The organism is Flavobacterium psychrotrophum (genome assembly GCF_003403075.1).
GTDB classification, from domain to species: domain Bacteria; phylum Bacteroidota; class Bacteroidia; order Flavobacteriales; family Flavobacteriaceae; genus Flavobacterium; species Flavobacterium psychrotrophum.
In genome coordinates this window covers 4,530,525-4,549,828 of the sequence record NZ_CP031557.1, presented here as the reverse complement: position 1 = coordinate 4,549,828, position 19,304 = coordinate 4,530,525, and the positions used below count along the sequence as shown (strand labels likewise).

The window sequence follows — 19,304 nt, the reverse complement described above, 5'->3', positions numbered from 1 at the left end:
TTGCTTAAAACCAATCAATATGAAAAATACAGTAGCAACAAAACCGGATATTGAAGTAAAATGGTTTATCAGGCTGGCAAACTATGCAATTGATGTTGTAGCGGTGCTGGTTCTCATGTTTCTTTCCGGTGTAGTGGCTTCGCTGCTCACATATGCAGGCATTTATGGACCTTCAGATTTTTAACGAAATGGGTGATGGAATGGACAGGCTAATAACGGCTATTTACATGTTCCTTTATTACAGCATTATGGAGATTACCACCCAGCGTACCGTAGGCAAGTACATTACGGGTACTATGGTAATAACCGAAGACGGCGCTAAAGCCGAACCAAGATCAATACTTGGCCGCTCGCTGTGCCGACTTTTCTGGCTCGAAGCTTTATCATTTATAAGAGATTTTCCGCGCGGATGGCACGACAGCGCATCCGGCACTTATGTAGTAAACGCAAAAAAGTATAATGAGGCGGTACGCCTTAAGGATATGCTTAATGAAATAGGTACCCCTGTAGCGGAGAATTACCTATAAGTTTAAAGCATCAATGCTTATTTTAGTCTAAAGCCAGGGCATTTAAAACCGTCTCTGGCTTTCTCTTTTTTAGGATGATGAGATAAATTAAACGCAAAGAAGCCGTTTAGTTAGGAAATGGTATCTTTGCCGCTTTAAGCTTTTAATATCCTGATGGAAAATCAAAATCAAATTGCACAAGTTAAACTGGCATCGCACGGCAAGCGCGCTATAAATTTAATAATAGACGGCATGTTTTGCGGCTTTGTAACACTAGCATTAAGCATTGCAGGCGCCCATCTTGATAAAACATATGGTTTTTCATTACTCAATGTTGGCATGCCGGATATAAACAATTATAAATTCTCATTATTTCAAACCGGAATATCCATAGTATATTATGGGCTGTTTGAAACACTTACCGGGCGTACCCTGGGTAAGTTAGTAACAGAGACGAGGGTTGTAATGCGTGATGGCGCAACACCCGGAAATGAACCCATACTTATACGCACACTTTGCCGCCAGATACCCTTAGTGTTTATTTCGTGTTTATTTTACATACCCATACCCATTTTTTGGCACGATATGTTTAGTAAAACACTGGTAGTAGACAACTACGATTATATGAGGGCACAAAAACAAAAGAACAACCCAGCACCCGCTGAAACAGAAAATAAAAGCGAATAGCTATGAGTAAAGATAAAAAAGGCATCTACACCGGTGTAATAGAAAAAGATGAGAACGGCAACTATTTTTGTGGCCCCTACCTGCTGGATTACCAGCGTGTAGCCACCACTTTTAAAGAGGGCGACAGGATAACTGTTAACTCGGTTATTGATAACCCAAGTGATAAGAGCCATGAGCAGTACCCACAAAAATCTAAAGATTTTGTAAGGGCAGAGAAGAAGTTTATAAATACAAAGCCTAAAGAGGACTAAGAAATTAATTGAAATGAGATTGTCGCGCTCCGTTTCTCCGCTCGCAATGACATAGCGGGCATGAGTGAAGTTGCTCCCTTCTCCTTCGGAGAGGGGCTGGGGTGAGGCCTCTAAATTCTAAAATCTACATGATGCAATGGGAACAGCTGCTGTCTTTAAAAAGGCAGGGCGATACAAGCAAGCGGTTGCGCAAAGAACAGGATGATACACGCCTGGGCTTTGAGGTAGACTACGACCGTATAATATTTTCGTCGGCGTTCAGGAGCCTGCAGGATAAAACGCAGGTTATACCCCTGAGCAAGACTGATTTTGTGCACACCCGCCTTACGCACAGCCTTGAAGTAAGTGTGGTGGGGCGTTCGCTGGGCAGGCTTGTAGGTAAAAAGATTATCGAGAAGCATCCTTACCTGGCCGAGGTACACGGTTTCCATATGAATGATTTTGGTGCCATAGTAGCTGCTGCTGCACTGGCACACGATATAGGCAACCCACCCTTTGGGCACAGTGGCGAGAAAGCCATAGGCGAATATTTTAAGATAGGCAAAGGCCAGCAGTATAAAGGCCAGCTTACAGATAAAGAATGGCAGGATCTTATTGATTTTGAAGGTAACGCTAACGGTTTTAACCTACTTACGGCATCGCGCCCCGGCATAGAAGGTGGCCTGCGTATAAGCTATGCTACGCTGGGTGCTTTTATGAAGTATCCAAAAGAATCTTTACCTAAAAAACCTACGGCAAATATTGCTGATAAAAAATACGGCTTTTTTCAGGCTGATGCGGCGTTCTTTCAGGACGTAGCAAAAGACATGGATATGATACCCAACAAAACCGGCGACGATATAGGCTTTGAACGCCATCCGCTAGCCTACTTAGTAGAAGCTGCAGATGATATTTGCTATACCATTATCGATTTTGAAGACGGTATTAACCTTGGGCTGATATCTGAAGATTATGCCTTGGAATACCTCATCAAGCTTGTAAAAGATAATGTTCAGGTTGAGAAATACAAAACCCTGACAACAAAAGAAGATCGTATAAGCTATCTCCGTGCCCTTGCTATTGGTTCCCTTATTAACGACGCTGTAAATGTATTTATTGAAAATGAAGAAGCAATACTTGCAGGACAATATCCATTTGCACTAACAGATAAAGGTGCTTACACAGCCCAGATGAACGACATTATTAAGTTGAGCGTTAAAAACATTTACCAAAGCCGCGAAGTGGTAGAAAAAGAGGTAATGGGTTATCGCATTATCAATACGCTGCTAGATGCGTTTTGCACTGCTTACAACAACAAGTTCGATGGTAACGAGGGCAACTATGATAAGCTCATCTTAAAACTGCTTCCGGAAAAATTTGTGACGAACAAAATGAGTCTTTACGACCGCCTGCTGCACATTTGCCACTTTGTATCTACCCTTACCGATGGTAATGCCGTATTGCTTTATAATACGATTACAGGAGCAAAGTAGTAGCCAGTATACAGTTTTAAATAACCAGTTGGCAGGAACTTTAATATAAAAGCCCGTAAGTATAGAACCTTACGGGCTTTTATATTTATTTGGTTAACATTAGAAAGTGCGGGTGAAGCTCAATGTTAATTCTAAAACCTGAACTCTAAATTACTTTTTCTCCTGCACCGCTTTCATCATGTTATCCTGTTTCAATATCATTTCGTAGTATGCCTTTTCGCTTACAAGCTGGCGTACAAACTCGGCTGCAAGGTATTGTTTAACGCGTTCTTTATGCTTTTCCAGTTTAAAGACCAGTCCGTTATTTAACAGATAGGTATTAAATGCCGAAAAGTATTTATCTCCCGCAACTACTTTTTCAATAACCTTATCCTCGGGTAGACCCGCAAAATCTTTACGCCCTTTATCAAGCTGTTCAAAAACAAAATAACTCACAATACCGCTTTGCATTACCATACTCACGGCTTCATCGCCATGTTTGCCTTCAAGCGGTACAAACAAATCAGGCACAATGCCACCACCGCCATAAACGGTACGCCCTTTTACTGTCTTGAATTTTAAAGTATCAGAAACCTTAATGCTATCGGCAGCATAAAGTTCGCCGCTTTCATAACGTTTCTGAAAGTCGTTAAAATATTCCTCACCACCGTTAGCATAACTGCGCTGTATGCTCCTGCCGGAAGGCGTGTAATAACGCGCTACGGTAAGGCGCACGGCACTACCATCGCCCAATGGCATTTCGCGCTGCACTAATCCTTTACCAAACGATCGGCGGCCCACAATGGTACCACGGTCATTATCCTGAATGGCACCTGCAAGTATTTCGCTGGCTGAGGCACTGTTCTCGTTAATAAGCACATACAATTTTCCTGTTTCGAAAATACCGGCTTTTGTAGCTTTGGTTTCGTCTACGCGGTTCTTTTTATTCTTAGTCTTAAGAATAAGCTGTCCGTCTTTAAGAAACTCGTCGGCTATTTCTACAGCCTTTTCAAGGTAACCGCCACCGTTGTCCCTAAGGTCAATAATAAGTTCTGTAGCGCCCTGTTTTTTAAGGTTTTCAAGCCCTTTGTGGAATTCATCATACGTAGTTTCGGCAAAGCGGTTTATTTTGATATAGCCCAAATTTTTAGATGCCATTACAGCTACGTCTACACTTTTTATGGGCACTACATCGCGCTTTACCTTAACGTTAAACTTCTTATTCTCACTCTTGCGGAAAATGGTCAGAGACAACATACTCCCCTCCTCGCCCTTAAGCTTAGAAAAGAGTGTATCATTAGGTAGTTTCCTGCCGTATAGCTTGTAGTTATCGGCAAATAAAATACGGTCGCCCGCCTTTATGCCTGCCTTTTCGCTGGGGCCGCCCGGTATGGGTTTTATAACCGCCACAGAGTCTTTGTACATATAAAAGTTAACGCCAATGCCTACAAAGTCGCCCTTCATGCTTTGGGCTACCTCTTCCATTTCGTTTTTGTCTATATATACACTATGCGGATCCAGTTTTTCGAGTATGCTGTTTACGGTAAGGTCTACAATACTGTCGGCATTAACGTTGTCTACATACTCGTTTTCAATAAAATCCATCAGCTTGTTCAGCTTCCCTTTGCCCGATGTATTGCTGACCATAAAGCCGCTTTGCTGCGCCGGAAAATTGAGCAGGCTGCCCATTATAAGCCCCAGAGCCAGCGTAAGGGCCAGCACTATGGGTAAATATATTTTGTTTATTTTCATTTATATAAAATCCGGTTCTGTTATGTTTACTACCTCTACCCCTGCCTTTTCTAAAAAATCAACACCCGAACTGTCTTTGTACATATTTTGGAAAACCACACGTTTTATGCCCGCCTGATGTATTAGCTTACTACAGTCTTTGCACGGCGACATGGTAATGTAAAGCGTAGCGCCCTCGCAACTTTGCGTAGAACGTGCTACTTTTAAAATAGCATTGGCCTCAGCGTGTAACACATACCATTTGGTTACGTTTTCATCGTCCTCGCAGCAGTTCTCAAAACCCGATGGTGTACCGTTGTACCCATCAGATATTATCATCCTGTCTTTCACAATAATTGCGCCAACTTTTTTGCGTTTACAATAAGAAAGCTGTCCCCATTCGCGGGCTATGCGCAGGTATGCCCTGTCGTATTTACTTAATTTTTCGTGTTTCATTTTAAAGCTTCCCCCTACAAAACGGGAGACAATAAAGTTACATATAAATTACCAAAAACGGTTGCCTATTATAAGTGGCAGCGAAATACCTGCCACAAAGGCCGATACCACCAGCAGCCAGTCGCGGCGGTTTACCTTCAGTCCCTGGGTAGCCACCATACTTATCAATACAACGCCCAAAACCGCAATAAGTTGTGCCGCTTCTATACCCAGTGTAAACTCTATAAGCGAGAGAAAAGTGTTCTCTTTATTACCCGCCACCAGCATTTTAAAACCGTGCGAAAAGCCCAGTCCGTGTACAATACCAAAAAATAGTGTAATGAGCGCAATGGCGTTAAACCCGCCGGAAGCGCTCTTGGGTTTAAAAATATTAAACAGTGCCGTTACAAATATGGTAAGTGATATCAAGAATTCTACCGGGCCGCTGTTTACGCTTACCACATCATACACCGAAAGTACAAGGCTCATGGTGTGCCCTACTGTAAAAAGTGTAGCCAGCAGCAATACCTGCCGCCATTCTTTAAAACTGTACGGGAGTGCCAACATAGCAAGAAAGAGTATGTGGTCGTAGCCATCAAAACTAAGCACGTGGTGCAGGCCAAGTGTAAAATAGAGTTGGAAATCTGACATTGTAATCTTTTTAAAAACAAGTGTGTAAACTTACATTTTTTGGCTTGATTTTAGATGTGATGATTATAGCAATGTTAAAATCTTTTCCTAAAATTATTTCGGGACGAAATATAAAAGTATCTTTGCCCGAAAATAGATTAAACACAGAGATATATGTCGATTTCAGATTTATTTGACAGCGGATTTAAAGAGCGTAACCAAGGACACTTTGCCTCGATAGTAAGGGTTGCGATGGAAAACGGACACCTTAGCGATGAAGAAAGGTTGTTTATTGATAAGCTGGCTAAAAGGCTTGAAATTTCTGCCGATGAGTACACAGAAATTTTAGCAAATCCATATAAATACCCTATCAACCCGCCGCACCTTTATGTGCAAAGGCTTGAAAGGCTATATGACCTGAGCCGCATGGTATATGCAGACCATATACTGGGCCCTAAGCAAAAAGAGATCCTTACGCGTTTTGCCCTTGCACTGGGCTTTACCCCGGGCAACGTGCACTACATTGTAGATAAAGCACTATCATTACTGGTGCTAAACGTAGACAGCGACACGTTTGTTTATGAAATGCAACACATGAATAAGTAATAGTTAGCCCTCTGGAAACAGGGGGCTTATTTATCTACAGAATCTTAATTCGATAATTATCTTTTAATTTACAAGCGTAGCCAATCTTACCATTCGATAAATTTAGCTTTTGACCTACTTGGATAATATTAAGTTCTTTTAACGTCTTTATCAAAGTGTTTTCATAATTAGAATTTAAAATGAAAACACTCCTCAAACCTTCTGTATCATTATGTATATCAGTCAAATATAATTTATCCCTATTATTTATATTGAACAATATTAGATTTATATATCCTTTATGATTTATCTCTTGATATAACTTCCATGCTATATCATCATACATAATTGTCATATCGAATTCTGAAGAAATAATTTTTAGCTTTTGAGCTTTTAAAACATTATAAATTGTTTTTTCATTAAATCTATTGAGCCATGATCTAGAAATTAAGGTTAACTCAATTTCCACCTCGTCTCCAACCACACATTTTTCTAATAACTTTATTTTTTCTTTCAAAAAATCTATTACATATGTAGGCTTCCCTTTTTTAGTACGATTTAAAAGTATAAAAAATACTGTTATTTCCAATCTTATGTTTCTAACAGTTGATGGGCTGAGTGTAGTGAAGGCGTAGCCGTAGCGGAACGAAGCCCATCAACTGTATTGTTTTTTATTCTATAGGCGCTCGGGCTGATTCCCCCCAGGGCATCATGAGGCCGGTGGTTGTTATAGTCCTCCACCCATTGGTGGCTGATATCCCTTACCTCATCGATACTCTCAAAAAGATGTGCATCCAGCACATGCTCCCTGTAGGTTTTATTGAAGCGTTCTATAAGGGCGTTCTGTGTAGGTTTCCCAGGCTGGGTATACTTAAACTCAATATCCATTATAGCACTCCATTCCTGAGCCAATTTAGCAACAAATTCCGGCCCGTTGTCCATTCGTATCCGTTTTGGCTTGCCATGCCGGTTTGTGAGGTGTTTTAAAACCCATATTATGCGGCTGCTCTTCAAAGAATAATCTGTCTCAATAAACAAAACTTCCCTGTTATAGTCATCAATTACATTAAAGCTGCGGAACTTCCTGCCGCCCATCAGGCTGTCGCTCATAAAGTCGATGCTCCAGGTGTGGGTAAAGCTCTCAGGTATAACTATAGCTTCCTTAACCCTTGCAGGCAGGCGTTTCTTTACCTTCCTGCGTAACGGAAGCCCAAGTTGCTTATACACCCTGTGCAGGCGTTTATGGTTTACCTTATCACCACCATTGCGCAGGCGGTAATAGCACTTCCAAAAGCCTTCGCGGGGATGGTCTTTTGCAAAGCCTTCAAGGCGTTCAATAAGACCTGTATCATTTTTTACCGAGAGGTACGATAAACTGCTCCGGCTGGTCTGTAAGAGACGGCAAGCCTTGCTTTTGCCGTTAGGGTAAACACAAGCCAGGTCGGTTACAATGGTTCTTTTATGGCAAGGCTTTAAAGCTTTTTTTCGATGATATATTTTGCCATGTCCAGTTCAAGGGCAAGGTCGGCATACATACGCTTAAGCTTGGCATTTTCCTCTTCAAGGGCTTTTAACCGCTTAAGTTCGCTGGCTTCCATACCGCCATAACGCTGCCGCCATTTATAAAAAGTAGCTTTGCTGACTCCATGCTCACGGCTTATGGTATCAACATCTTTGCCCGATTCAAACTCTTTGAGGATCTTGGCGATCTGGGTGGGATTAAATTTACTAGTCTTCATAATTACAGTTTAAAGTTAATAAAAATTCTACTTTTAAACTGTACTATTTTTGGGGGAGCTTACACATATTCCTGTCCACTTGCGGATATATGAATCCTTTGTAAGTAGAAATTATGAGAGTAATCACTATCTTCTTTTATTTCTATGGGAAGAATTTGTGTGATGAAGCCAGATATAGTTAGTGGATATGACATTAATTTTTATAAAAGAATAATGTGTATTTCATAATTGAGGAATCCGGAGATTTGGTCAGCTTGATAGTAACATCTTTAAAGGTGTAAACTTTAGCAATACCATCCTCGATTGTCTGCTCATATTTCCAAGATGAAAAGCTGAAAACGTTTTTAATTTTCTCCATTATCTTCTCATGATTTGTATAAATCTGAAAAGAGGCAATATTATCAAATTTATTTTTATTGATGATAACAACAAATTCTTCTTTATATAATAAATCAACGCTGCTAACGAATGCCCCTGAGTTGTAAGTTTTGGATTTTTCTTTAATAAAATTAAAACCTTTATTTGCGAAATCTTTTTTCAAATCAGCTTTTCCCACATTAAAATCCTTACCAATATAATCCTGCGAAAAGCAGCTAAATTGACAAATTATAAATAATAAAAAGAAGAGTTTTTTCATAATTAGAATTTCAAGCTAATATAACCAAAATAATTAAGCCACATTACACAGTTAGCCTCTAAGAGGATACTTTCATAGATAACAGAACTCTAGCCCCTCTCCAAAGTAGAGAGGAGCAGCTTCAGTCGTACCGTGAGATGTTATGTCTCCTATCGTCGACATGGAAGAGTAGAAAATCCGCGTAAATTCGCGACTGCGCAGCATCCGCGTCATCCGCGTTCCTTTTTAACCACCCCGCCCTGCGGGCACCCCTCCGAAGGAGGGGAATTAGCTTCACTCCCGCCTGACAGACTTTGCTACTCTGGAACTTTACACCTTTTGACTCGCCTCCATAAACTCCTCAGCCTTGCTCACCATGTTATAGCTTCCGCAAAAGAACGGTACACGCTGGTGCAGTTCGGTAGGCTGAATCTCCATAATGCGGCCAAAACCATCGGTAGCCTTGCCCCCTGCCTGCTCGGCAATAAAAGCCATCGGGTTACATTCATATAAAAGGCGCAGCTTGCCTTTAGGTGCTTTACTGCTCGTTGGGTACAGGTAAATACCGCCTTTAATCATATTACGGTGAATGTCGGCCACCAGGCTGCCTATGTAACGGCTGGTATAGGGGCGGTTCTCTTCTTCGCGCTGGCAGTATTTAAGGTAATCCTTTACCCCTTGCGGAAAATGCACATAATTACCCTCGTTTATCGAATAGATGTTACCATCTTTAGGAAACTGCATATTAGGGTGACTCAGGTAAAAAGTACCAATGGCAGGGTTTAGCGTAAAACCGTTAACGCCATGCCCTGTGGTATATACCAGCATGGTACTGGTTCCATAAATAACATACCCAGCCGCCACCTGCGCATCGCCGGGTTGTAAAAAATCATCTATAGTTACGGGGCTTCCCACAGGTGTTACCCTACGGTAAATAGAAAAAATGGTACCTACGGGTACATTCACATCTATATTGCTCGACCCGTCCAGCGGATCCATCAGCACGATGTACTTGTTGTTGTGGTTGCCGTCTCCACCTTTAATAACAATAAAATCGTCATTTTCTTCACTGGCTATGCCACATACGATTTCGCGGTTAATGAGGGTTTCCATAAAAGTATCGTTAGCAAATACATCCAGCTTTTGCTGGTCTTCGCCCTGAATGTTCTGTGCACCTGCCGCACCGGTAATGTCCACCAGCCCGGCCTGGTTTACTTTGTAGTTTACCACCTTTGCTGCAAGGCGGATGGAGTTGATAAGCCTGGAAAGCTCGCCTGAGGAGTAGCGAAAGTCTTCCTGCTTTTCAATAATAAATTCACCAAGGGTTTTGTTTCTTTCTTCCATCACGAAAACGTTATAGTTTGGGTTTGCACAAATATCTAAATTTTTGTGATATGAAAATAATTTATTATTTAGCAGTTTGTTAAACCTTACTTTTGCCAAAAAGATTGAGATAATGAATATCCGAAGAGGACAGAAAGAAGATATGCCTGACGTGCTGGAACTGATTACAGAACTGGCCATATTTGAAAAAGAGCCGGAAGCCGTTGTAGTAACTGTGACCGACCTGCAGCGCGATGGCTTTGGACACAATCCGCTATTTCAAACCTTTGTTGCCGAAATAGATGGTAATATTATAGGCATGGCTTTATTTTACTACCGTTACAGTACCTGGAAAGGCAAAACCATACACCTGGAAGACCTTATTGTAAGAGAACAATATCGTGGCACCGGAGCCGGCAGCGCGCTGTATAAAGAGGTAATGAAGTTTGCAAAAGCACAGGGGCTGCGCCGCGTAGAATGGGCAGTACTGGACTGGAACACTCAGGCAATAGACTTTTACCAAAAGAGCGGTGCAAAAGTTTTTGACGACTGGCGTACCGTACAAATGGATGAACAGGGACTGGCAACTTTTACCCTGACATCTCAGCAATAGATTTATATGTAATAATGACGATAAATGAAAGTATTTAAATTTGGAGGTGCATCGGTTAAAGATGCCGAAGGAATAAAAAACGTATACGACGTATTACAAAAGGTAGGCCATGAAGATGTGCTGCTTGTAATAAGCGCAATGGGCAAAACTACCAATGCTTTTGAGGTAGTGATAAAGAACTACTTTGATAAATCTGCCGAACTGCAATCGAGCATACAGGATATAAAAAAATACCACAACCAGATACTGTTAGAACTTTTTGAAGACGAAAGCCATGATGTATTTACAGCGGTAAGCAAAATATTCAGTGACCTCGAAGGCTTCTTAAAAAACAGTAAGGCATCTAATTATAACTTTGTGTATGACCAGGTGGTTAGCCTTGGAGAGGTGCTTTCTACAACTATTGTAAGCCATTACTTTAACTTCCTTGGCCTTAAAAACACATGGGTAGATGTGCGCGAACTTATAAAAACAGATAACACCTACCGCGATGCCGTAGTAAACTGGGAGGCTACGCAAAAAAACATTTCTAAAAATGTAAAGAAAAAGCACCTTAACATTACACAGGGCTTTTTAGGTAGCGACGATAATAACTTTACAACCACACTGGGTCGTGAGGGTTCTGACTACACTGCTGCTATATTTGCCTACTGCCTTAATGCCGAAAGCGTAACAATATGGAAAGATGTACCGGGTGTGCTTAATGCAGATCCGCGTTATTTTGAAAATGCTGTACTGCTAAACCAAATAAGCTACCGCGAGGCTATAGAGCTTGCCTTTTACGGCGCTACGGTTATTCACCCAAAAACGTTACAACCACTACAGCGCAAAGAAATTCCGCTGTTTGTAAAATCGTTTATAAACCCGCTGTTACCGGGCACAAGCGTTAGCAAAGGGGCTGACCTGGAGCCACACACCAATTGCTTTATCGTTAAAAAGAACCAGTTGCTTATATCGCTTTCTTCGCTGGATTTCTCTTTTATCATGGAAGAGAATATCAGCGAAATATTTGCACTCCTGCACAAGTACAGAATGAAAGTATCACTGATACAAAACTCAGCCATTAGCTTCTCTGTATGTGTAGATGATAAGTTTGGTAATTTTGCAGAACTAAAAACCCTGCTGTCTAAAAAGTTTAAGGTAACGTATAATGATAACGTTTCTTTATACACCATTCGCCACTTTAATGAAAATTCAGCCGAGACTGTTACCAAGAACCGTGATGTACTGGTAAGGCAGGTAAGCCGCGAAACCATGCAGATCGTTACATAGGAGGTGTAATTTACAGCAAATAATTTGTTTAGCGTTTAAAAGATAAAAACCTGCGATTGGGGGCAATCGCAGGTTTTTCAATAAATGTAGTTAGCATTAGGATCTTCAAAAAATTTAAGTAAATGGGGACTCATTTTTTGAAGCGAAAATCTTGAAGTCTTTATTTATATCATAAGCCTTAGCGGCTGTTATTTCTTATTTACATGGCAAAGATAGGGCGGGTTTGTAGCGAGCTACTTACATTTTCGACCACCGAAAAGCTACAATCGACAAAATGTAAATAAGTATCGGTGAAGTGAAAAACAGGGCATTTCCTGTTAAAACCAAAGGTTTTGTTAATATAGTTAAAAGTGTTTTTCAGTAATAACCATTCGTCGACAGCAATTAACCAACCACCGACACAAACCGACCTGAAAGGTGTTAAAACTATATAAATACATATATCCTCATTACATTTGATTGTTACAAGTACCACCTTTTATTAAATTTCTGGAATGCTAAATATTTTACTTATAGAAGACGATGCCATTGAGGTAATGAAATTCAACCGGGTTTTAAAATCTATGGAACTAAACCATAAGGTTATAGAAGCAGGTAATGGAGAAGAGGCGCTTCATATACTTAAAGATAAAAACATTATTCCTGATATTATTATTCTTGACCTGAATATGCCAAAGATAAACGGTATAGAGTTTTTAGGAATATTAAAGGCAGACGAAGTACTTAAATATATTCCCGCAATTATACTTAGTACCAGTAACAACCACCGCGATGTTATGGAGTGTTACCGCATAGGCATTGCAGGATATTTAATAAAACCGCTTAAGTATGAAGATTATACTGACCGCGTAAAAAAACTGATTGAATACTGGGGTACAAACGAACTTACCTCTCAATAACAAACACAACCACCATTATATATGTACGGAGTAATTTATGTAGCCATTAAAGATTATGCTGAGGAGCAGCTGGGTCCCGAAAAGTGGGAGGCTGTTTTAAGCCAAAGTGGCGTTACTGTAGATTTTACCGTTACAGAGCAACCGTATAATGATACCGTAACCTATAAACTTGCTAAAGCCATTGCAGCAGCTACTGAGCAATCCTTTACCTACATACTTTACAATATAGGAAAGCAGGTTATACTTACCACAAATAAAAAATTTAATAATATTATGAGTTCCAGGGGCGGCACGCTTCGGGAATATTTAATAAATTTACCTAATTATCATAACAGGATAAGCCTTATTTACCCGGAACTGACGCCGCCTGAATTCAGGGTGTCTGATACGGCAGACAGCAGCCTGGTACTCCACTACCGCAAAAGGCACCCCGAAATGCTGCCTTATGTAGAAGGGTATGTTAATGGACTGGCAACCATATTTAATGAAAGTGTGGTAATAGAGCCACAACCTGATACGGATACAAACACTGAACTGAGTTATAAAATAAGCTGGTAGTATGGAGAATTTTACATTTAAAAAAGAAAACTTCAATAAGATTTTTCCATTTTATGTACTGCTCAATAATAACCTCGAAATAATCTCTTACGGCACCAGCTTTGGTAAACTGTACCCTTCCTTAAAAAAGGGGGACAGCTTTAACGAAAACTTTCGCATAAAAAGGCCATTTTTAGATACTATAACTGCAAAAGCGCTATCAGAAAATGTTAACCAACTGGTTATTATAGAATGCCGCACCGGGCATGATACTGTTATTCGTGGGCAGTTTGAGTTGTTAGACGATAAATTTTTGTTTGTTGGGTCGCCGTGGTTTATCTCTATCGAAGAAATAAAAAGCAAGAGCCTCAACATTTTCGACTTTGCAAATTACGACCCTCTGCTCGATTTATTGCAGCTGCTAAAAACCCAGGAAATAAGCACCCTGGAGTTACGCAATCTGTTAAAAATAAACAACGACCAGCGCGAAGAACTTAAAAAAGAACGCGAAGAGCTTAATATGCAATCTCTGGTTGCAAGCGCTAACAACAATGCCATTATTTTTACTACGCCCGATGCAAAAATATTTTGGTGCAATGATGCCTACCTGAAACTTACCGGCTTTAGCAGGGAAGAGATATTCGGCCAGACACCCGTTGAAATAGGCAACAATCCTGCGATAGAAAAAGAGGCCCTGCAAAAAATGATCGACCTGTTTTACAGCGGAAAACCATTTGATGTAGAGATAACCCACGGCCGTAAAGACGGCTCTTACTTCTGGACCCGTACACAGGGGCAACCCGTGTATAATGATAAGGGCGAGATACAGCAATACTTTGCCATGATCGAAGACATGACAGAGATTAAAGAGAAAGAAGAACAGTTAAAACTGCTTTCGCTTATTGCAGAAAAGAATATGAACTCGGTGGTTATTTGCGACCGCGATGGCCGTATAGAGTGGGTTAACGAGAGTTTTGAACAGGTTACAGGATATAACATATTTGAACTCGTGGGTAAAAAGCCGGGAGAAATGCTGCAAGGTAAAGACACCAGCCCTGAGGCAGTGGCTTACCTTTCCAGGCAAATTAGAGAAGGCGAGCCCTTTAACTGTGAGATCGTAAACTATAATAAAAACGGCAAAAAATTCTGGCTGCAAATAACCGGCCAGGCACTCTACAACCAGTGGGGTGAAATTTCAAGATTCTTTGCCATACAAGAAGACATTACTGAGCGTAAGAAGCTTGAAAAACAGCGCGAAGAGCTGATGAACAGCCTCGAAAAAAGTAATAAAGAGCTTGAAGACTATGCCCAGATCGTATCGCACGACCTTAAATCGCCACTGCGCAGCATCAATTCGCTTATGGCATGGATAAGGGAAGAGAATGAAGGCACCATGACCGAGCAGACATCGCTATATTTTTCGATGATCGAAAATAAGCTTGAAAAGATGGACAGCCTTATACAGGGTGTACTCACCTACTCGCGCATAGACCGTGCCGATGTTAACAGAGAAAAAGTAAACCTTGACGAGATTGTTAACAATATCATCCATATTATCGATATCCCTTCGCACATAAAGGTAACGGTAGACTGCACACTGCCTGTAATACTGGCAGACCGCTACCGTATGCAGCAGCTGTTTCAAAACCTTATAGGCAATGCCGTAACCTATATAGACAAGCCTGAAGGCACGGTAAACATAGGCCATAATGAAACCAAGGCAGCCCACACCTTTTATGTAAAAGATAATGGCCCGGGCATTGCCAAAGAAAACCATGAAAAAATATTCAAGATATTCCAGTCGCTGGTTAAAAATGAGCGTTCTACGGGGCTTGGGCTTTCTATCGTGAAAAAGATCATCGATAATTATAAGGGCAAAATATGGCTGGAGAGCGAACCCGGTCACGGTACTACCTTCTTTATCCAATTACCAAAAACCAAATAACTAATGAAAATTGTCCAGGCATATTATACCAAGTTTAGGGGATGGAACTATACAACCAATAAAACAGCGCTAAACAACCCGCTGGTTATTGTATTTGGCAACCGCCTGCTTATGGAAGATGAAAGCCTGATGGCAAACCTTAAACAGGAATTTCCGTATTCTGATTTTGTGTATGGCTCTACAGCAGGCGAAATTACAGACACCATGGTGTTTGAAAATTCGCTGTCGGTAACCGCCATAGCATTTGAAAAAAGTACGTTTAAAGTTACTACGGCAAATGTTTTTGACCATGATAAAGATGCCGAAAAACTGGGGGCTGTTTTATATGGTAAAATGCCCCAGGAAAACCTGCGCCATGTATTTGTACTGGCAGGTGGCAATTTTATAAATGGCAGCGCACTAATAGCCGGGCTCGAAAAAGAGATAGGTACAGATGTAGCCGTAACCGGTGGCCTTTGTGGCGATGATGGCCGTTTTGAACGCACTACAGCCGGCTACAATGAAAGCCCTAAAGAAGGCGAAGCCGTACTGGTAGGCCTGTATGGCGACAGCCTAGAGGTAACCTACGCCAGCTTTGGCGGGTTTCAGCCGTTTGGGCCAAAAAGGCTTGCAACAAAAACAATTGGTAACCTTGTTTATGAAATAGACGGGCAGCCCGCCCTGGACCTCTATAAAAAATACCTGGGCGAAAAGGCACACCAGCAACTGGAGTCGCTTTTATCATACCCCCTAAGTATTACAGAACCCGGAAAAGACTATGCCGTGGTGCGCACCATACTTAACATAGACACTGCAGATGGCTCTATAATCCTGGCAGGAAACTGCGCCCAGGGCAGCCATGTACAATTAATGATGGCATCGCCGGAAGGCATTGTGCGCGGCGCAATAGATGCCGCAAAAACTGCTTCTGAAGACCGTGAGAAAAAAACGGAACTTGCCCTGCTGGTTAGCTGCATGGGCCGTAAGGCCATTATGGGCCAGCGCATAGAGGAAGAAGCAGAACTTATAAAAGAAATATTAGGAGATAGTGTAGCCCTCGCCGGATTTTATTCGTACGGAGAAATAGCACCGCATTACAATTCAATGCTGTGCGAGCTGCACAACCAGACAATGACATTAACCCTGCTAAGCGAATGAGAAATTCATTATTACAAAGGCAGATACAAAAACACCTTGGGCACAACGCCCTGGGCATGGAGAGTTTTTTTGACGCTATAGAAAAGTCGTATGCAAATTATAACGACCAGATAAATTTAATGCAGCGCGCCATGCAGCTCAGTTCTGATGAGTTGTTTGAGGCCAATGCAAAACTACGCCAGGAGGCAGAAAGCCTTAAGGCGGTTAACGAAGACCTTAAATCGGTACTGTTCTCTATGAACCTTGCCGCCGAAGACCTGAGTGACAGCTTTAACCCTGCTGAATACATTAAAAAACAATCGGAAGAAATTGTAAAAATAAGCCGCCAGCGTGAAGAGCTTCTTAAAAACCTGGAGAAGCAAAACCAGGAGCTTAACGATTATGCCCACATGGTAAGCCACGACCTTAAGTCGCCGCTACGCACCATTAACACGCTTGTAGCCTGGATTGTTGAAGACAGTAACGGCAAGCTGGATACCGAAACCCAAAACTCTCTGGGGCTTATACAATACAATGTAGAAAAAATGGATCTGCTTATTAAGGGTATCCTTAACTACTCATCTGTAGACAGGCAGGATGCAGAAAACAGGATCATCGATTTTAACCAGCTTCTGGATGAAACGGTTCAAACCATGATGGTACCTAACCATATTAAGGTAAACATTAAACAACAAATGCCTAAGCTTGAGGGTAACTATTACCGCTTTAGGCAACTGTTCCAGAATATTATAGAAAATGCAGTAAAATATAACGATAAGACCGATGGGCTTATTGAAGTAGGATGCGATGAAGGTGATAAAGAGTATGTGTTTTTTGTAAAGGATAACGGCCGCGGCATACCAAAGGCGTATTTTGAAAAAATATTTAATATCTTTACTAAGCTTGATAATAACGACAATTCATCGGGTATAGGGCTTTCTATCGTAAAAAAGATAGTAGCATATTACCAGGGTCGCATCTGGCTTGAGAGTACCGAGAACGAAGGCACAACTTTTTATTTTACATTACCTCATGACAGAGCAGCCTAACCTTAGCTACATAAACAGCCTTGCCGGAGATGACCTTGAGTTCAGGACAGCACTTGTAACTACCATACAGCGCGAGCTTCCGGAAGAAATTGCTGTTTACAGGACCTGCTTTAATGCCGGCGACCTTAAAGCCGCTGCCGCACACGTGCACAAGCTAAAGCATAAAGTGAGCATACTTGGATTGGAAAAAAGTTACTATCTTGCTGAAAATTTTGAAGAGGAACTTAAAAACAACCAGACAGGAATGGCTGCTGAGTTTGACGCGGTACTAAATACCATGCAAAGCTTTGCCGATTCTTTATAAGTATTTTTAAAAAATATGAACTGCATTATTGTAGACGACGAGGGGCTGGCACGCACCATTATAGCCGGAATGATAAAAAGGGATCCTGAGCTGGTATTAACCGGCGACTATGGCAATGCCATGCAGGCCATGAAGCACCTTAATCAGCCGGAAGACAGCACAGACCTGATTTTTCTGGACATCCACATGCCAGATTTTACAGGTTTCGATTTTATCCAAACAATAAAAAATCCTCCCGCAGTAGTACTGGTTACATCGGACAAAAACTTTGCGACAGAAGCTTTTGAATATGACTGCATTGTAGATTATATGGTTAAGCCCATTACCGAAGAGCGTTTTTTAAGAGCCGTTAAAAAGGCAAAAGCACACAAAGCAAGTAATGATGCAGCTCCTGCTGCTCCGGTACAGGCTGCACCAGCTGCTTCTGAAAATAAAGAAGCTGCTACACCTGCCGATACGGCTACTGAGTTTTATGTAAACATAGACCGCAGGCTTATAAAAATAGAAATACAATCGGTTAACGTTGTAGAAGCTAAAGGTGACTACATACACATAAAAACCGAAGCCAAAAATTACATTGTGCACAGTACCCTGAAAAAGATAGAGGAAAAACTACCCTCGCACCTTTTCCTTAAAGTGCACCGCACCTATATTATCAATACAAAAAAGATTATAGATATTGAAGATAACAGCGTGCTTATAGGCAAAGATGTTATACCCGTAAGCAGGGCAAACAGGCCGGAACTTATGAAGCGCCTTAACATGCTTTAATATTCAATTAATAAATATTTAAAAAGTCTGCAAAGATGGCATATACCCCCATTTTTGCAGGCTTTTTTATTTTAACGCTATTGGTAAAATTTATAATATAACTATACGCATTACATTACAAATGGGTTCAGAAACTGTTCATCGCCGCTAAACTACCATTCAACGATAGTGCTTTGCAGGCGGGCTATTTCCGCAAAATCAGAATAGAAATGTGCCTTACATTTGTACTATAAAAATAAAGATTATGTCAAGGCCATTAAATATATTACTAGTAGAAGACGATGCGATTGAAGTAATGAAATTTAACCGCGTGGTTAAAAACCTTGAAACCAAACATAAAATAACCGAAGCTAATAACGGCGAAGAAGCATTAAACCTGCTTAAAGACAGGACAGTTAATCCTGATATTATTATACTTGACCTTAATATGCCAAAGGTAAACGGCCTTGAGTTTCTTAAGATCATAAAACAAGATGACAACCGCAAGTTTATACCTACCATAATACTTACCACCTCTAATAACTTTACAGACATTAAAGAGTGTTATCAAAACGGTATTGCCGGTTATGTTGTAAAACCGCTTAAGCACGACGATTACATGACAAGCACTAAAAAGCTTTTAGAATACTGGAGCTCTAACGAACTTATTTCGTAAACTTCAGATAACCCCCAAACACTACTTATAAAAGGTAAGGCGCCCCCACAAGGGCGCCTTACTTGCTTATCTAAGGTTCCGCTCGATGTTGAAAAACTTGCTGGATAACCTTATGTAATTAAAATTAACACATGGCTTAATTAAACTTTTTCTGTACCACATTGTCTTATACATATAACTTTAAAAAAT

Annotated in this window: 23 protein-coding genes; 16 read left to right on the top strand and 7 right to left on the bottom strand. The window is 41.0% G+C overall.

What is annotated here, in order from left to right; translation table 11 throughout:
• Positions 1–19 precede the first annotated feature (19 nt).
• The 5 genes from DYH63_RS21405 to DYH63_RS19800 all read left to right on the top strand — a co-directional run bounded on the left by DYH63_RS21405 (position 20) and on the right by DYH63_RS19800 (position 2,916).
• On the top strand, positions 20–184 hold the full coding sequence (locus DYH63_RS21405; protein ID WP_162927108.1) for a hypothetical protein: 165 nt from the start codon (positions 20–22) through the stop codon (positions 182–184).
• Complete coding sequence (locus DYH63_RS19815) at positions 165–527, top strand: RDD family protein (protein WP_162927107.1); 363 nt, start codon at positions 165–167, stop codon at positions 525–527. The genes DYH63_RS21405 and DYH63_RS19815 overlap by 20 nt, the downstream gene beginning before the upstream one ends.
• A gap of 153 nt (positions 528–680) precedes the next feature.
• Positions 681–1,193 carry an RDD family protein gene (locus tag DYH63_RS19810; protein ID WP_116790443.1) on the top strand — a complete coding sequence of 171 codons (513 nt, stop codon included), beginning with the start codon at positions 681–683 and terminating at the stop codon, positions 1,191–1,193.
• Positions 1,194–1,195: 2 nt separating this feature from the next.
• Positions 1,196–1,444, top strand: a complete 249-nt coding sequence (locus tag DYH63_RS19805; RefSeq protein ID WP_116790442.1) for a hypothetical protein — start codon at positions 1,196–1,198, stop codon at positions 1,442–1,444.
• A 131-nt stretch (positions 1,445–1,575) separates the two neighbouring features.
• Positions 1,576–2,916: a deoxyguanosinetriphosphate triphosphohydrolase gene (locus DYH63_RS19800; protein WP_116790441.1), complete on the top strand. Its 1,341-nt coding sequence runs from the start codon at positions 1,576–1,578 to the stop codon at positions 2,914–2,916.
• 150 nt (positions 2,917–3,066) lie between these two features.
• On the opposite strand, the gene DYH63_RS19795 is transcribed toward DYH63_RS19800, so the two are convergent.
• From DYH63_RS19795 to DYH63_RS19785, 3 genes are read right to left on the bottom strand one after another with little or no spacing between them, the layout of a single operon-like run.
• Positions 3,067–4,647, bottom strand: coding sequence for a S41 family peptidase (locus tag DYH63_RS19795; protein WP_116790440.1), 1,581 nt, complete (start codon positions 4,645–4,647; stop codon positions 3,067–3,069).
• Positions 4,648–5,082: a deoxycytidylate deaminase gene (locus DYH63_RS19790; RefSeq protein ID WP_116790439.1), complete on the bottom strand. Its 435-nt coding sequence runs from the start codon at positions 5,080–5,082 to the stop codon at positions 4,648–4,650.
• A 48-nt stretch (positions 5,083–5,130) separates the two neighbouring features.
• The gene (locus tag DYH63_RS19785; protein WP_116790438.1) at positions 5,131–5,712 is read right to left on the bottom strand and encodes a HupE/UreJ family protein; all 582 of its coding nucleotides are present in this window, start codon (positions 5,710–5,712) and stop codon (positions 5,131–5,133) included.
• 153 nt (positions 5,713–5,865) lie between these two features.
• On the opposite strand from DYH63_RS19785, the gene DYH63_RS19780 reads away from it, so the two are divergent.
• A complete protein-coding gene (locus DYH63_RS19780) occupies positions 5,866–6,297 on the top strand; it encodes a tellurite resistance TerB family protein (RefSeq protein WP_116790437.1) in 432 nt (143 codons plus the stop codon).
• Between the two features lie 34 nt (positions 6,298–6,331).
• Here the strand turns inward: DYH63_RS19780 and DYH63_RS19775 are convergent, their stop codons facing one another.
• From DYH63_RS19775 to fbp, 4 genes are all read right to left on the bottom strand, one after another.
• Positions 6,332–6,865 carry a DUF3127 domain-containing protein gene (locus tag DYH63_RS19775; protein WP_162927106.1) on the bottom strand — a complete coding sequence of 178 codons (534 nt, stop codon included), beginning with the start codon at positions 6,863–6,865 and terminating at the stop codon, positions 6,332–6,334.
• A 2-nt stretch (positions 6,866–6,867) separates the two neighbouring features.
• A protein-coding gene (locus tag DYH63_RS19770) for an IS3 family transposase (protein WP_439952026.1) occupies positions 6,868–8,015 on the bottom strand; the annotation gives its coding sequence in 2 pieces (ribosomal slippage) (positions 6,868–7,754 and positions 7,754–8,015; 1,149 coding nt in all).
• A 193-nt stretch (positions 8,016–8,208) separates the two neighbouring features.
• Positions 8,209–8,652: a hypothetical protein gene (locus DYH63_RS19760; protein WP_116790435.1), complete on the bottom strand. Its 444-nt coding sequence runs from the start codon at positions 8,650–8,652 to the stop codon at positions 8,209–8,211.
• Positions 8,653–8,961: 309 nt separating this feature from the next.
• Entirely contained in the window at positions 8,962–9,975 is a 1,014-nt protein-coding gene (gene fbp, locus DYH63_RS19755; protein ID WP_116790434.1) for a class 1 fructose-bisphosphatase, read from the bottom strand.
• 112 nt (positions 9,976–10,087) lie between these two features.
• Between fbp and DYH63_RS19750 the strand changes: the two genes are divergently transcribed.
• The 10 genes from DYH63_RS19750 (at position 10,088) to DYH63_RS19705 (ending at position 19,115) form a co-directional block, all read left to right on the top strand.
• Positions 10,088–10,567 (top strand): GNAT family N-acetyltransferase, encoded by a 480-nt coding sequence (locus tag DYH63_RS19750; protein WP_116790907.1) that lies wholly within the window; start codon positions 10,088–10,090, stop codon positions 10,565–10,567.
• A 24-nt stretch (positions 10,568–10,591) separates the two neighbouring features.
• Positions 10,592–11,839 (top strand): aspartate kinase, encoded by a 1,248-nt coding sequence (locus DYH63_RS19745; RefSeq protein WP_116790433.1) that lies wholly within the window; start codon positions 10,592–10,594, stop codon positions 11,837–11,839.
• Between the two features lie 494 nt (positions 11,840–12,333).
• A complete protein-coding gene (locus DYH63_RS19740; RefSeq protein WP_439952027.1) occupies positions 12,334–12,738 on the top strand; it encodes a response regulator in 405 nt (134 codons plus the stop codon).
• Positions 12,739–12,759: 21 nt separating this feature from the next.
• Positions 12,760–13,296, top strand: coding sequence for a heme NO-binding domain-containing protein (locus DYH63_RS19735; RefSeq protein WP_116790431.1), 537 nt, complete (start codon positions 12,760–12,762; stop codon positions 13,294–13,296).
• Position 13,297: 1 nt separating this feature from the next.
• Complete coding sequence (locus DYH63_RS19730; RefSeq protein ID WP_116790430.1) at positions 13,298–15,220, top strand: PAS domain S-box protein; 1,923 nt, start codon at positions 13,298–13,300, stop codon at positions 15,218–15,220.
• Positions 15,221–15,223: 3 nt separating this feature from the next.
• Positions 15,224–16,357: an FIST signal transduction protein gene (locus DYH63_RS19725; protein WP_116790429.1), complete on the top strand. Its 1,134-nt coding sequence runs from the start codon at positions 15,224–15,226 to the stop codon at positions 16,355–16,357.
• Entirely contained in the window at positions 16,354–17,385 is a 1,032-nt protein-coding gene (locus tag DYH63_RS19720; protein ID WP_116790428.1) for a sensor histidine kinase, read from the top strand. The genes DYH63_RS19725 and DYH63_RS19720 overlap by 4 nt, the downstream gene beginning before the upstream one ends.
• Positions 17,369–17,689, top strand: coding sequence for an Hpt domain-containing protein (locus tag DYH63_RS19715; protein ID WP_116790427.1), 321 nt, complete (start codon positions 17,369–17,371; stop codon positions 17,687–17,689). The genes DYH63_RS19720 and DYH63_RS19715 overlap by 17 nt, the downstream gene beginning before the upstream one ends.
• A gap of 15 nt (positions 17,690–17,704) precedes the next feature.
• Complete coding sequence (locus DYH63_RS19710) at positions 17,705–18,460, top strand: LytR/AlgR family response regulator transcription factor (protein WP_116790426.1); 756 nt, start codon at positions 17,705–17,707, stop codon at positions 18,458–18,460.
• A 244-nt stretch (positions 18,461–18,704) separates the two neighbouring features.
• Positions 18,705–19,115 (top strand): response regulator, encoded by a 411-nt coding sequence (locus DYH63_RS19705; RefSeq protein WP_116790425.1) that lies wholly within the window; start codon positions 18,705–18,707, stop codon positions 19,113–19,115.
• Positions 19,116–19,304: the final 189 nt, after the last annotated feature.

Excerpts from the sequence above, each read along its gene's own strand:
- DYH63_RS19710 (WP_116790426.1), top strand. The coding sequence starts at position 17,705 with ATGAACTGCATTATTGTAGACGACGAGGGGCTGGCACGCACCATTATA.
- DYH63_RS19805 (WP_116790442.1), top strand. The coding sequence starts at position 1,196 with ATGAGTAAAGATAAAAAAGGCATCTACACCGGTGTAATAGAAAAAGAT.
- DYH63_RS19795 (WP_116790440.1), bottom strand. The coding sequence starts at position 4,647 with ATGAAAATAAACAAAATATATTTACCCATAGTGCTGGCCCTTACGCTG.
- DYH63_RS19735 (WP_116790431.1), top strand. The coding sequence starts at position 12,760 with ATGTACGGAGTAATTTATGTAGCCATTAAAGATTATGCTGAGGAGCAG.
- DYH63_RS19750 (WP_116790907.1), top strand. The coding sequence starts at position 10,088 with ATGAATATCCGAAGAGGACAGAAAGAAGATATGCCTGACGTGCTGGAA.
- DYH63_RS19730 (WP_116790430.1), top strand. The coding sequence starts at position 13,298 with ATGGAGAATTTTACATTTAAAAAAGAAAACTTCAATAAGATTTTTCCA.
- fbp (WP_116790434.1), bottom strand. The coding sequence starts at position 9,975 with ATGGAAGAAAGAAACAAAACCCTTGGTGAATTTATTATTGAAAAGCAG.
- DYH63_RS19810 (WP_116790443.1), top strand. The coding sequence starts at position 681 with ATGGAAAATCAAAATCAAATTGCACAAGTTAAACTGGCATCGCACGGC.
- DYH63_RS19720 (WP_116790428.1), top strand. The coding sequence starts at position 16,354 with ATGAGAAATTCATTATTACAAAGGCAGATACAAAAACACCTTGGGCAC.
- DYH63_RS19760 (WP_116790435.1), bottom strand. The coding sequence starts at position 8,652 with ATGAAAAAACTCTTCTTTTTATTATTTATAATTTGTCAATTTAGCTGC.
- DYH63_RS19815 (WP_162927107.1), top strand. The coding sequence starts at position 165 with ATGGACCTTCAGATTTTTAACGAAATGGGTGATGGAATGGACAGGCTA.
- DYH63_RS19790 (WP_116790439.1), bottom strand. The coding sequence starts at position 5,082 with ATGAAACACGAAAAATTAAGTAAATACGACAGGGCATACCTGCGCATA.
- DYH63_RS19740 (WP_439952027.1), top strand. The coding sequence starts at position 12,334 with ATGCTAAATATTTTACTTATAGAAGACGATGCCATTGAGGTAATGAAA.
- DYH63_RS19785 (WP_116790438.1), bottom strand. The coding sequence starts at position 5,712 with ATGTCAGATTTCCAACTCTATTTTACACTTGGCCTGCACCACGTGCTT.
- DYH63_RS19725 (WP_116790429.1), top strand. The coding sequence starts at position 15,224 with ATGAAAATTGTCCAGGCATATTATACCAAGTTTAGGGGATGGAACTAT.
- DYH63_RS19705 (WP_116790425.1), top strand. The coding sequence starts at position 18,705 with ATGTCAAGGCCATTAAATATATTACTAGTAGAAGACGATGCGATTGAA.
- DYH63_RS21405 (WP_162927108.1), top strand. The coding sequence starts at position 20 with ATGAAAAATACAGTAGCAACAAAACCGGATATTGAAGTAAAATGGTTT.
- DYH63_RS19800 (WP_116790441.1), top strand. The coding sequence starts at position 1,576 with ATGCAATGGGAACAGCTGCTGTCTTTAAAAAGGCAGGGCGATACAAGC.
- DYH63_RS19745 (WP_116790433.1), top strand. The coding sequence starts at position 10,592 with ATGAAAGTATTTAAATTTGGAGGTGCATCGGTTAAAGATGCCGAAGGA.
- DYH63_RS19715 (WP_116790427.1), top strand. The coding sequence starts at position 17,369 with ATGACAGAGCAGCCTAACCTTAGCTACATAAACAGCCTTGCCGGAGAT.
- DYH63_RS19780 (WP_116790437.1), top strand. The coding sequence starts at position 5,866 with ATGTCGATTTCAGATTTATTTGACAGCGGATTTAAAGAGCGTAACCAA.